Below are 11,794 nucleotides of genomic sequence, written 5' to 3' on the forward strand. Positions count from 1 at the left end.
GGGCACGGCTATTCGGGAAAGTAGCAGCGCTGCGCCGCAGCCGCCAGATGCCGGCGCACGCTGGTGCGCGAGATGCCCAATTGCGCGGCAATGTCTTCCTGCGTCATCTCCTCCAGCCGCCACAGCAGGAAGGCTTTGCGCGCCACTACCGGCAGGCCGTCCAGCCGGCGGTCGATGGCCAGCAGGGTTTCCATCACCATCAGGCGTGCTTCAGGTGGCGGCGCCTGTGGCTCGGGCAGCAGGGCCAGGGCGTCGAGGTAAGCGCGTTCGATCTGGCGCCGGCGCAGGTGGTTGGACAGCAGGCGCTGGGCGATGGTGGTGAGGTAGGCACGCGGCTCGGCCACCTGCTCCACGCCACGCGCTGCCAGCACCCGCACAAAGGTGCTTTGCGCCAGGTCCGCCGCGTCCCAGGCGCAGCCCAGCTTGCGGCGCAGGCGGGCAAGCAGCCAGCCGTGGTGGTGCTGGTACAGGGCGTGCACGGCGTCGCCAGACGCCGTGGGATGGGGGGCAGGCATGCGGGATCTCCAGGCAACCCATGCGCGCCGCGCCGGGCGGCGCCTTGCGGATGAGAATTGATCTCATTTTATAAGATCGGCTGCCATGGTCTGCCCTGGCAAGCTAATGTAGCTATTGAATGTATAGCTATAAGCCCAGGTGTAGACTGGGCTTGCGGCACTTTTTGCCAATATTCCAGAAACTACTCAGGCCTGCCGCGCCGCCCATGGCTTCTTACCGCAAGATCAATCCTGCGCCGGGTTGGCCATTGACTTGAGCCAGTCCAGCAAGTCCCCTGGCGGTGTGCCCTTGGCCAAGGGCGCGGGCGACAGCAGGCAGTAGTGCGATCCGTCTTCGATGAAGCCCATCGGCGCCGCCAGCACGCCGTTGTTGACATCGTCGCGCACCAGGTGCCAAGGGCCGACGGCCACGCCCAGGCCGGCCACGGCCGCCTGCAAGCTGAAATAGAAATGCTCGAAGCTCTGCTCCGCCGCTTTGGGCAGTGACTGGCCGGCAATGTCCGCCCAGGTCTGCCAGGCGTTTGGCCGCGTGCGCGTGTGCAGGCGCGGCGCCGCCGGCCGCAGGGCGGGGTTCTTCCTTGAGGTGAACCACGTTGCCGCCTTGTCCGGGCGGCATACCGGGCCGATTTTTTCGGCAAACAGGGGCGTGGCGTGGACCGTATCGGGCCACGCGAAATCATCGCGGCGGATGGCCAGGTCAATGCCGTGGCCAAACGAGAACGGCCCGCCGCCGGCGACCAGGTGAACGTTGATGCCGGGATGCCGGGCCTGGAAGCCCGGCCAGCGCGGGATGAGCCAGCGCATCAGCAGCGTGGGCTCACACGACAACACCCACTGCCGTTCCCGGCGAGCGTTGGCACGCAGCTCACGGGTGGCCTGCTGCATCAGCGCCAGCCCGTCGCGCACGGCCTGCGCCAGTGTGCGGCCGGCATCGGTCAGAAAGACGCGGCGGCTGCGCCGCTCGAACAGCACCACGCCGAGGTCGTCTTCGAGCGTGCGCACGGCGCGGCTGATCGCGCCGTGGGTCAGGTGCAGCTCGTCGGCGGCGCGGGTGAAGTTCTCTAGCCGTGCCGCTACCTCGAAGCAGCGCAGGGCCAGCAGCGAGGGCAAGCGAGCGTCATTCAACGGTGAGTCTGAATCACCATCATGGTCATAAATCATCGTTATTCATGGCTGCGTTATTTACCTAGCATCGCTGCATTCTGCAAATTCCCCAAAAGGATAGTTCATGACGGAACTGTTAGCTGTCATCACCATTACCCTGCTGGCGGTGATCAGCCCCGGCCCGGATTTCGCGATGGTCACGCGCAACAGCCTGATGCTGTCGCGCCGCGCCGGCGTGCTCACGGCCCTGGGCATTGGCCTGGGGGTGCTGGTCCACGTGGGCTACACCCTGATTGGCGTGGGCCTGTTGATCCAGCAGTCGCTGTGGCTGTTCAACGCCATCAAGTGGGTGGGGGCGGGCTACCTGATCTGGCTCGGCGTGAAGATGCTGCGGGCCACGCCCGGCGGCACGCTGGCCGATGGGGCGGTCGCACCGCTGTCGGACGTGGCGGCGCTGCGCAGGGGCTTTCTGACCAATGCGCTGAACCCCAAGACCACGGTGTTCATCGTCAGCCTGTTCATGCAGGTGGTGCGGCCCGACACGCCGATGTCTGTCCAGATCGGCTATGGCGCCTTCATCTCGGTGGCGCACGTGGCCTGGTTCAGCCTGGTGGCGCTGTGCTTCTCGACCGGCGCCGTGCGGGAGCGGCTGCTGGCCTTGCGCCACTGGATCGACCGCATGTTTGGCGGCCTGCTGGTGGGCTTCGGTGTCTTGCTGGCGCTGGCGCGCGTCTCGCGCTGATGTCGCCCCTGGCTACCCCGGCAGCGCCGGCAGCTCCACCGTCATCACCAGGCCCGGTGCCGCGTCCGCCAGCAGCACGCGGCCGCCGTGCAGGTGGACGATGGCCATCACGCTGGCTAGGCCCAGGCCGTAGCCGGGCACGGGCCGCGCCGGGTCGCCTGGCAGGCGGTGAAAGCGCGTGCCGATGCGCGCATGCTCGGCTGCCGGAATGCCGGGGCCGTTGTCGCGCACGATGATGCGCGACACCTCGCCCCAGCGCTCTACCCGCACCTGCACGGCAGCAGGCAGGCCGGCGCTGCCGCCGTACTTGAGCGCGTTGTCCACCAGGTTGGCGAGGGCGCTGGCCAGCAGGTCGCGGTCGCCGCGCGCCACGGCTGCATCGTCGGTGGCCAGGGTCAGCGTGGCGCCTTGCGCCTCGGCCAGCGCGTCGTACAGCTCGACCACGCCGGTGGCGATGTCGTCCAGCGCCAGGGGGGCAAAGCCGTGGCGGCGCGCGCCGGATTCGGCCTCGGCGATCTGCATCAGCTTGTCGAAGACTACGGTCAGGTCTTCGATCTCGCGCACGGCGGTTTGCGCGGCCTCGTGCATTTCCTCCAGCGGCGTACCCGGGCGCTGGGCCTGGCGCAGGCGCAGCAGCACGCGCGACAGCGGCGTGCGCAGGTTGTGGGCGATGGTGTTGGAGACATGGCGCACGCCGGCCATCAGGTCCTCGATGCGGTCGAGCATGCGGTTGATGTCCTGGCTCAGGCCGGCGAACTCGTCGCCCTGGTCCGCGCCGGGAATGCGCTGGTGCAGCTCGCCGGCCTCGATGCGGGCGGCGGTGCGGCGGATGCCGGCCACGCGGGTTTCGATGTCGAGCCGGAACAGGTAGGCGCCCACGATCACCAGCAGCAGTGCCACCAGCGCGGCGGCCAGGATGGCGCGGCCCACCGCGAGCTCGACCTGGCGCTGATCGCGCAGGTCACGGCCGACCACCAGCAGCTTGCCGTCGTCCAGCGCGCGGGCGACCACCCGCAGACGCACGCGCTGGCCGCCGCGCGTGGTGTCTTGCGAGCTGATCGCGTCGCCTACGCTGCGCCAGTGCGCGGCCGCTGGCAGGTTGCCGGCCACGCGCTGGCCGCTGCTGTCTTGCAGCAGGTAGACCTCGCTGTCGCTGTCCACGCCGTCGGCCAGGTTGATGGCGATCTGCTCGGTCAGTGCCTCGGCGCCACCTTGTACAAAGCGTGCGACCAGCCGCTGCGAGGCCAGGGTGATCTGCCGGTCGATGTGGTGACGCTGCCCCACCACCGTCTGGAAGTAGACGATGGACAGCAGCACGGCCATGAAGAAAAGCGTGAGCAGCCCGTAGTTGAGCGCGATGCGAAAGGCCACCGAGCGCCACGGGCCGCGCAGGGGCGCCGTCGCAGCGCTCATGCAGCCGCCGCTTCGCCGGTTTCCGACAGCAGGTAGCCCACGCCGCGCACGGTGTGGATCAGCGGCAGGGCAAAGCCGGTGTCGACCTTTTGCCGCAGGCGGCTGATCTGCACGTCGATCACATTGGTCTGCGGGTCGAAGTGGTAGTCCCAGACCGATTCCAGCAGCATGGTGCGGGTGACCACCTGGCGCGCGTGGGTCATCAGGTAGGCCAGCAGGCGAAATTCGCGCGGCTGCAGCGCAATGGCGGTGCCGGCGCGCTCGACGCTGCGGTTGACCAGGTTCACGCGCAGGTCGGCCACCTGCAGCTCGCGCACCTCGGGGCCGCTGCGGGCGCGGCGCATCAGCGCCTCCAGCCGCGCCATCAGCTCGGAGAAGGCAAAGGGCTTGGTCAGGTAGTCGTCGCCGCCGGCGTTCAGGCCGCGCACCCGCTCGTCCAGCGCCGACAGCGCCGACAGCACCAGCACCGGCGTCTTCTTGCCCAGGTTGCGCAGGGTCGAGAGGATGGCCAGGCCGTCCACCTCGTTGGGCAGCATGCGGTCGAGCACGATCAGGTCCCAGGCTTCGGACACCGCACGCTGCAGGCCCTCCATGCCGTCGCGGCAGACCACGGCGACATGGCCGTGTTCGCGCAGGCCTTCGGCCACGTAGCGGGCGTTTTCAGCGTCGTCTTCAACGATCAGGCAGCGCCACATGGCAAGGCATCTCCGGTTGGCAGGCACAAATGAAAAAGGCCGGCGAAACCTCGCCGGCCTTGCGGGGGATTATAGAAATCCCCCTGCTATGCCCTGCACCGTGTGGGGCTGATCAGACCGCCTGGCTGATCTGCTGTGCCGGTATCTTTGCCGATGCCAGCACTTCTTCAGCGATTGACTCCTGCGGTTTGCCGCGCTTCTTGCCGCGCCAGGCCGACCAGGTCACGCCCACCAGCAGCAGCGCGCTGAAGGCGATGAAGGTGCCGCTGATCGGCCGGGTGACGAAGATCGACATGTCGCCCCGCGACAGCAGCAGGGCGCGGCGGAAGTTCTCTTCCACCATCGGCCCAAGCACAAAGCCCAGCATGATCGGCGCCACCGAGAAATCAAGCGCCATCAGCAGCGCACCGATCAGCCCAAAGGCCAGCACTTCCCAGATCTGGAACAGGTTGTTCTGGGTACTGAACACGCCCACCGCAATGAAGAACATGGCCGAGGGGAACAGGTAGCGGTAGGGCACCTGCAGCAGCTTGACCCAGACGCCGATCATCGGCACGTTGAGCACGATCAGGATCACGTTGCCAATCCAGAAGCTGGCAATCAGGCCCCAGAAGATGTCCGGATGCTCGGTGATCAGTTGCGGGCCGGGCTGGATGCCCTGGATCAGCAGCGCACCCAGGATCAGCGCCATCACCGCATCACCCGGGATACCCAGGCTCATGGTCGGGATGAAGTCCACCTGCGTCTTGGAGTGGGCCGAGGCCTCGGGGCCGGCCACGCCAGCGATCATGCCGGTGCCAAACTTCTCTGGCGTCTTGGAGATCTTGCGTTCCAGCGCATAGGCAATGAAGGTGGTGATGGTCGGGCCCGTGCCCGGCATGGCGCCAAACAGCGTGCCCACGCCGGTGCCGCGCACCATGGGCCAGAAGGCTTCCTTCATCTCGGCCCAGCTCGGCCGCATGTCGCGGATGCGCAGCGAGGTATTGGCGGTGATCACCTTCATGCGGTTGACGTTGAGCAGGAAGTCGGCCACGCCGAACAGGCCCATGGCGATCGCCACCAGCTCCAGGCCGTCGCTCAGTTCAGGCACGCCAAACGAGAAGCGGAAGCTGCCGGTGTTGACGTCGGTGCCGACGATGCCGCACAGCAGGCCAAACAGCGTCATGGCCACGCCCTTCAAGGGCGAGCCGCGCGACATGGTCGAGCCCGCCAGCAGGCCCAGCAGCATGATCGAGAAGATCTCGGTCGGGCCGAACTTGAAGGCGATTTCGGTCAGCAGCGGCGAGGCAAACACCATCACCAGAATGCCCACCGATGCCGCAAAGAACGAGCAGATCATGGTGATGCCCAGCGCCGTGCCGCCCTTGCCGGCCTTGGTCATGGGGTAGCCGTCCAGGCAGGTCACCGCGTGCGGCGGGTGCGAGGGCAGGTTCAGCAGAATGGCGCCAATCGCGCCGCCGTACTGCGAGCCGTAGAAGATGCCGGCGAGCATCAGAATGGCCGGCACCGGGTGCATGGCATAGGTCAGCGGCAGCAGGATGGAGATGGCCGACAGCGCGCCCATGCCCGGCAGCACGCCGATCAGGTTGCCCACCAGCACGCCAAAGAAGGACCACATCAGGTTGCTGCCCTGGAAGGCGACACCAAAGCCGAACCAAAGGTCTTGCAGTGATTGCATCATGGCTCAGGCCCCCCACTTGAACAGCGGCAGCTGCAGTTGCAGCGCCCACCAGAACACGATGGTGGCAACCGCCATCATGGCCAGCGACAGCAGCAGCGCCTGCAGCCAGCTATTGCTGCGGTCACCCATCGCCGAGATGAAGACGATGGCAAAGGTTGCCGGCAGCAGGCCCAGGTATTCGCCAAACAGCAGGAAGGCGAGCACGCCCAGGATGATGCAGATGGCGCCGCGCATGTCGGGCATGCCGTGCGCGTGGCCCACGGCCGGCGCGGCCGGTGCCGTGTCCGAGCGGGCCGAGGCGGCGATCAGCACCCCGCACACCACCATCAGCACGCCAATGGCGCAGGGGAAGAAGCCCGGGCCCATGTGGGCCAGCGTGCCGAGCCGGTACTGCACGCTGGCGTAGGTCGCCCCCAGGCCGACCAGCACCATCAAGGCGCCGCCGTAGTAGTCCTTCTTGAAGTGGGAGGGGGATTTCATCGCGGGCCTCCGACGATGGGCCGGCTGTGTGTGCCGGCAGCGTGTCTGTGTTGCATGGTCTGTCTCTCCTTCCGTGGAAACCCGCGGCCACCAAAGCACGGCGGGCAGGAACGGTGAAAGGCAGTCTAGGAAGCGAAGCTTCCAATCAGCTTCCGACAGGCCTGCGGAGGCCCAAAATACGTGTTATTGCTTATGCGCCGGCCGCGTGCGGCAACTGCAGTTGGGCGCTCAAACCATGGTGGCCGTCAGGGCTTGCATCGCCCTCGGCCAACACGATGTCGCCACCATTGCGCCTGGCATAGGCGCGCGCAATCGCCAGGCCCAGGCCAGCGCCGCCGGTGCTGCGGCCAAAGCGCTCGAACACCGCCTCGCGCCGCTCGGGCGCAATGCCCGGGCCGGTATCACGGATATCGGCTACGACAGCATCTACCGTCAGGCGCAGCGCCACGGTGACGCTGCCACCCGCGGCCGTATGGCGGATCGCGTTGTGCAGCAGGTTGGCCAGGGCTTCGTGCAGCTCGGCGGCCTGGGCCCGCACCGGGGCGGCCAGTGCCTGGGCGTCGGCGCCCTCGGGCGCGTCTTCACCGCGCACGTCCACCCAGCCCAGGTCCAGTTGCTTCTCGCGCGCCAGCGGCAGGTACTGCAGAACCACTTCGCGCGCGACCGTGTTCAGATCTATCAGCGGCGGCGGCCCGGCGGCGTCCTGCACGCGGCTGGCATGCGCCAGGGCCAGCAACTGGTCCGACAGGCGCCGGCTGCGGCCCAACTGGGCAATGATGGCGTGCAGGGTTTCGCGCATGCGCGCCGGGTCTTGCTCGCGCAGCGCGTAGCCGGCCTGGGCCAGCATGATGGCCAGCGGCGTGCGCAACTGGTGTGATGCATCGGCCAAAAAGCGCGCCTGTTCGGCCAGCACCTCGCGGTGGTCGGCGATGTGGTGGTTCACGGCATCGACCAGCGGCGCGACCTCGGACGGCACGCCGCTGGCGTCCAGCGGCTGCAGCTCGTGCGCGGGACGCTCGCGCAGCGAGGCGCGCAGGCGTTGCAAGGGCCGCAGCGCCCAGGTCACCCCCAGCCATACCAGCAGCAAGGTCACGCCCAGCATGCGTGCGTTTTGCCATAGCTCGCGCTGTAGCCAGGCTTGCCGCGCCTCGATGCGCCGGCCAGTGCTCTCAGCGGCCTGCACCTGCAGCCGGTAACGCTGGCCTGCGGCGTTCTCGATGTCACGCTGCAGCGCCGCCACGCGCAGCGGGTAGCCGCGGTAGATGGCGTCGTAGAACAGGATGTGCCCGCCCAGCGGCCCGCCAAAGGTGGCCGGCGGCGGCGAAAAAACGGCGCCCGACGGCGGTGGCGGCAGATCGGACACGCCCATCAGGATGCGCTCCGGCGCGCCGGGCGGGCTGAGCGGCATAAGTCCCACGCGCAGGTGCTTGTGGCGCGCCTGCACCGACTCGAACATGGCCTCTACCGCGAAGGGCGCGGTCAGGTCGACCTCGCCCTGCGTGTCTAGGTTGACGCTGTCGTCGAGCGCGGACAAGGGCTCCAGCAGGGCCTGGTCGTAGGCGTTTTCGATGGTGCGGGAAAAGGCTCGGTAGTCGCTCCAGCTGTCGATTGCCAGCAGGGCGGTGACCCCGGGCAGCAGCAAGGCCAGCAGCAGCGTGCGTATGCCCAGGCGCCGCGCTGGCGGGGCGTGGTCAGGTGCCAGCGATGTCGGCATGCACGCCGCCTTCTTCCAGCAGGTAGCCCAGGCCGCGCACGGTGACGATGTGCACGTCGCTGCCGGCCAGCTTGCGCCGCAGGCGATGCAGCACCTGCTCGATGGCGTCGGGCCCGGCGTTGCTGTCGTGCGGGAACACCTTGCCGTAGAGCTGCGACTTGCCCACCGGCGTGCCGGCGCGCATCAGCAGCGCGGTGAGTGCTGCATGTTCGCGCGGCGTGAGCTGCAGCAGCACGCCGGCCAGGGTGAAGGCGCGGCTGTCGCTGTCATAGGCCAGCGAGGCGCATTGCAGCCGCGGGTGCTGGCGGCCGTGGCTGCGCCGCACCAGGGCGGCCAGCCGGGCTTCTAGCTCTTCGATGGCAAAGGGCTTGGCCAGGAAGTCGTCGGCGCCCAGGTTCAGGCCGCGCACCCGGTCGGGCAGGGCACCCTGGGCGGTCAGCACCAGCACCGGCGTGTGGTCGCCGCCGTCGCGCATGGTCGACAGCACGGTCAGCCCGTGGCGGTCGGGCAGGCCCAGGTCCAGCACCACGGCGTCGTACTCGGTGCCGCTGGCCAGAAAGGCCTCGGCCGTGCGCGCGTCGGGGGCGTGGTCGGGGACGAAGCCGCTCTGCTTGAGCGCGCGCGACAGCCACGACGCCATGTCGTGCTCGTCCTCTACCAACAGGATGCGCATGATGGCGCCAGGCGCGCTATTACTGGATGTCGCCCATGCAGAGGTACTTGATCTCTACATAGTCATCAATGCCGTGGTGCGAACCCTCGCGGCCCAGGCCCGACTGCTTGACGCCGCCAAAGGGCACGTGCTCGGAGGCGATCACGCCGGCATTGATGCCGACCATGCCGTATTCCAGCGCTTCGGCCACGCGGAAGATGCGGCCGACGTCGCGGCTGTAGAAGTAGCTCGCCAGGCCAAACTCGGTGTTGTTGGCGGCGTCTATGGCCTCCTGTTCTTCCTTGAAGCGGAACACCGGGGCGAAGGGGCCAAAGGTTTCCTCGCGCGCACACAGCATGTCTGGCGTGGCGCCGGCAACGACGGTGGGCTGGAAGAATTGGCCTTCGAGCTTCTGGCCGCCGGCAACGATCTTGCCGCCCTTGGCCAGGGCGTCTTCGAGGTGCTTCTGCACCTTTTCCACGGCAGCGGGTTCGATCAGCGGACCTTGCACCACGCCGGCATCGAAGCCGTTGCCGACCTTCAGGCCCTTGACCTTGGCCGCGAACTTCTCGACGAAGGCGTCGTACACGCCGTCTTGCACATAGATGCGGTTGGCGCAGACGCAGGTCTGGCCGGCGTTACGGTACTTGCTGGCGATGGCACCTTCCACCGCGCTGTCGATGTCGGCGTCATCGAAGACGATGAAGGGAGCGTTGCCGCCCAGCTCCAGAGACATCTTTTTGACCGTAGGCGCGCTCTGCGCCATCAGGATGCGGCCGACTTCGGTGGAGCCGGTGAAGCTGATGTGGCGCACCACGTCGCTGGCGCACAGCACCTTGCCGATGGCAATGCTGTTGGCGCTGTCGGCCGTGAGCAGGTTGAGCACGCCGGCCGGGATGCCGGCGCGGATGGCCAGCTCGGCCGCGGCCAGGGCGGTGAGCGGCGTGAGTTCGGCCGGCTTGATGACCACCGGGCAGCCTGCGGCCAGGGCCGGGGCCACCTTGCGCGTGATCATGGCCAGGGGGAAGTTCCAGGGCGTGATGGCGGCGCAGACGCCAATCGGCTGCTTGAGCACCAGCAGGCGCCGCGTGGGGTCGAACTGGGGCAGGGTCTCGCCATTGATGCGCTTGGCTTCTTCGGCAAACCATTCGACAAAGCTGGCGGCGTAGCTGACTTCGCCCTTGGCTTCGGCAAAGGGCTTGCCTTGCTCGGCGGTCATGATGCGGCCAAGGTCTTCCTGGTTCTCCATCAGCAGGTTGAACCACTTGAGCAGGATGGCGTGGCGCTGCTTGCCGGTCTTGGCACGCCAGGCGGGCCAGGCCTTGTTGGCTGCGGCAATGGCGCGTTCGGCATCGGCCGCGCCCAGGTTGGCGACGTCGGCAAGCTTCAGGCCCGTGGCCGGGTCATTCACGTCGAAGCGGGCCGTTCCAGCCACCCACTGGCCATCGACCAGGGCATCGGTCTTCAGCAGGCTCGGGTCGTTGAGCTGCGCGAGGGGGGAGGTTTTCATGTCCATGGGCGTCTCTCTACCGTAAAGGCGTGGAAAAGGGCCCGGCGCGGCGTGCGGGGGCCGAAAAACAAGGATTTTAGGACGCACCAAAAACTGGTGCGGTCGGTGGATGTCGTCAGAAAGCGCGCTGGTAGATGGCCAGCGCATCCGCCTCGGCCACTTCGCGCGGGTTGTTGACCAGCAGCCGGGTTTGCTGCATGGCGTCGGTGGCCAGCATGGCGAGGTCGCCTTCGCCCACGCCGTGGTCGCGCAGGCGCATGGGCAGCCGCGTGGCGGCGGCGAGGGCTTCGACCTGGGCGATGAAGGCGGCGGTTTTTTCGGCCTTGCTGCCCTGCAGACCGGGCACCAGCACCTCGCCCAGCGCGGCGTAGTGATCGGCCGCCGCGTCGGCGTTGAAGCGCAGCACATGCGGCAGCACCAGGGCATTGCTCAGGCCATGTGGCAGATGGAAGCGCCCGCCCAGCGGATAGGCCAGCGCGTGCACGGCCGCCACAGGCGCGTTGGCAAAGGCCTGGCCGGCCAGCATGGCGCCCAGCAACATGGCCTCGCGCGCGGCCAGGTCCTGGCCATCCTCGCAGGCCTTGACCAGGTTCTGCGACAGCAGCCGCAGCGCCAGCAGCGCCAGGTGGTCCGACAGCGGGTTCTTCAGGCGCTTGCTGGTGAAGGCCTCGATGGCGTGCACCATGGCGTCAATGCCCGTGGCTGCGGTGATGGCCGGCGGCAGGCCGGTGGTCAGCGTGGCGTCCAGGATGGCCATGTCGGCATACAGCTGCCGCGCCACGATGCCGCTCTTGGTGGTGGCGCCGGTGGTGACGATGGCGATGGGCGTGACCTCCGAGCCGGTGCCGGCCGTAGTTGGCACCTGCACCAGCGGCAGCCGCTCGCCCTGTACCTTGTCGATGCCGTACATCTGCGCCAGCGGCTGGTGGCCGGCCAGCAGCACGGCGACCAGCTTGGCCACATCCATGGACGAGCCACCGCCCAGGCCCACCACCACCTGCGTGCCGAAGTCGCGGGCGCGGGCGGTGACTGCCTCCACCACGTGGTCGGGTGGGTCGGCCTGCACGTCGTCCACCACCTGCACCTGCCAGCCGCTGGCGCGCAGGCTGGCCAGGGCCGGCGCGAGCAGGCCGCTCTTGTGCAGGAAGGCATCGGTAATGACGCAGGCGCGCCTGCTTGGGTAGCGCTGTGCCAGCAGCTCGCCCAGGCGCGCGGCGACGCCGCTCTGCATGACGATCTGGGGCACGGTCTGGAAGGAAAAAGGCAGCATGGAGGTCTCTCTTGTCTT

General features: G+C 67.9%; 11 protein-coding genes. 1 reads left to right on the top strand and 10 read right to left on the bottom strand.

The window, feature by feature from the left end:
- Positions 1–8 precede the first annotated feature (8 nt).
- Together AAFF27_12090 and AAFF27_12095 are read right to left on the bottom strand one after the other, a co-directional pair.
- Positions 9–515, bottom strand: coding sequence for a sigma-70 family RNA polymerase sigma factor (locus AAFF27_12090; GenBank protein XAH25878.1), 507 nt, complete (start codon positions 513–515; stop codon positions 9–11).
- Between the two features lie 225 nt (positions 516–740).
- On the bottom strand, positions 741–1,676 hold the full coding sequence (locus AAFF27_12095) for a LysR family transcriptional regulator (GenBank protein XAH25879.1): 936 nt from the start codon (positions 1,674–1,676) through the stop codon (positions 741–743).
- 67 nt (positions 1,677–1,743) lie between these two features.
- Between AAFF27_12095 and AAFF27_12100 the strand changes: the two genes are divergently transcribed.
- Positions 1,744–2,361, top strand: coding sequence for a LysE family transporter (locus AAFF27_12100; GenBank protein XAH25880.1), 618 nt, complete (start codon positions 1,744–1,746; stop codon positions 2,359–2,361).
- A 12-nt stretch (positions 2,362–2,373) separates the two neighbouring features.
- Here the strand turns inward: AAFF27_12100 and AAFF27_12105 are convergent, their stop codons facing one another.
- From AAFF27_12105 to AAFF27_12140, 8 genes are all read right to left on the bottom strand, one after another.
- Positions 2,374–3,774 carry a HAMP domain-containing sensor histidine kinase gene (locus tag AAFF27_12105; GenBank protein ID XAH25881.1) on the bottom strand — a complete coding sequence of 467 codons (1,401 nt, stop codon included), beginning with the start codon at positions 3,772–3,774 and terminating at the stop codon, positions 2,374–2,376.
- Complete coding sequence (locus tag AAFF27_12110; protein ID XAH25882.1) at positions 3,771–4,469, bottom strand: response regulator transcription factor; 699 nt, start codon at positions 4,467–4,469, stop codon at positions 3,771–3,773. Before AAFF27_12110 ends, AAFF27_12105 begins: the two co-directional genes overlap by 4 nt.
- A 112-nt stretch (positions 4,470–4,581) precedes the next feature.
- Complete coding sequence (locus AAFF27_12115; protein ID XAH25883.1) at positions 4,582–6,150, bottom strand: tripartite tricarboxylate transporter permease; 1,569 nt, start codon at positions 6,148–6,150, stop codon at positions 4,582–4,584.
- Positions 6,151–6,153: 3 nt separating this feature from the next.
- Positions 6,154–6,630: a tripartite tricarboxylate transporter TctB family protein gene (locus tag AAFF27_12120; GenBank protein ID XAH25884.1), complete on the bottom strand. Its 477-nt coding sequence runs from the start codon at positions 6,628–6,630 to the stop codon at positions 6,154–6,156.
- A gap of 190 nt (positions 6,631–6,820) precedes the next feature.
- Positions 6,821–8,344 (bottom strand): sensor histidine kinase, encoded by a 1,524-nt coding sequence (locus AAFF27_12125; GenBank protein XAH25885.1) that lies wholly within the window; start codon positions 8,342–8,344, stop codon positions 6,821–6,823.
- Positions 8,322–9,017, bottom strand: coding sequence for a response regulator (locus tag AAFF27_12130; GenBank protein XAH25886.1), 696 nt, complete (start codon positions 9,015–9,017; stop codon positions 8,322–8,324). The genes AAFF27_12125 and AAFF27_12130 overlap by 23 nt, the downstream gene beginning before the upstream one ends.
- 19 nt (positions 9,018–9,036) lie before the next feature.
- Positions 9,037–10,512, bottom strand: a complete 1,476-nt coding sequence (locus tag AAFF27_12135; protein XAH25887.1) for an NAD-dependent succinate-semialdehyde dehydrogenase — start codon at positions 10,510–10,512, stop codon at positions 9,037–9,039.
- A gap of 109 nt (positions 10,513–10,621) precedes the next feature.
- Positions 10,622–11,776, bottom strand: coding sequence for an iron-containing alcohol dehydrogenase (locus AAFF27_12140; GenBank protein XAH25888.1), 1,155 nt, complete (start codon positions 11,774–11,776; stop codon positions 10,622–10,624).
- Positions 11,777–11,794 lie beyond the last annotated feature (18 nt).

The sequence above is a fragment of the Xylophilus sp. GW821-FHT01B05 genome, assembly GCA_038961845.1.
In the GTDB taxonomy this organism is placed as follows: domain Bacteria; phylum Pseudomonadota; class Gammaproteobacteria; order Burkholderiales; family Burkholderiaceae_C; genus Xylophilus.

Coding starts and splice junctions, on each gene's coding strand:
- AAFF27_12100 (XAH25880.1), top strand. CDS start 1,744: ATGACGGAACTGTTAGCTGTCATCACCATTACCCTGCTGGCGGTGATC.
- AAFF27_12105 (XAH25881.1), bottom strand. CDS start 3,774: ATGAGCGCTGCGACGGCGCCCCTGCGCGGCCCGTGGCGCTCGGTGGCC.
- AAFF27_12090 (XAH25878.1), bottom strand. CDS start 515: ATGCCTGCCCCCCATCCCACGGCGTCTGGCGACGCCGTGCACGCCCTG.
- AAFF27_12125 (XAH25885.1), bottom strand. CDS start 8,344: ATGCCGACATCGCTGGCACCTGACCACGCCCCGCCAGCGCGGCGCCTG.
- AAFF27_12140 (XAH25888.1), bottom strand. CDS start 11,776: ATGCTGCCTTTTTCCTTCCAGACCGTGCCCCAGATCGTCATGCAGAGC.
- AAFF27_12095 (XAH25879.1), bottom strand. CDS start 1,676: ATGATTTATGACCATGATGGTGATTCAGACTCACCGTTGAATGACGCT.
- AAFF27_12135 (XAH25887.1), bottom strand. CDS start 10,512: ATGGACATGAAAACCTCCCCCCTCGCGCAGCTCAACGACCCGAGCCTG.
- AAFF27_12110 (XAH25882.1), bottom strand. CDS start 4,469: ATGTGGCGCTGCCTGATCGTTGAAGACGACGCTGAAAACGCCCGCTAC.
- AAFF27_12120 (XAH25884.1), bottom strand. CDS start 6,630: ATGAAATCCCCCTCCCACTTCAAGAAGGACTACTACGGCGGCGCCTTG.
- AAFF27_12130 (XAH25886.1), bottom strand. CDS start 9,017: ATGCGCATCCTGTTGGTAGAGGACGAGCACGACATGGCGTCGTGGCTG.
- AAFF27_12115 (XAH25883.1), bottom strand. CDS start 6,150: ATGATGCAATCACTGCAAGACCTTTGGTTCGGCTTTGGTGTCGCCTTC.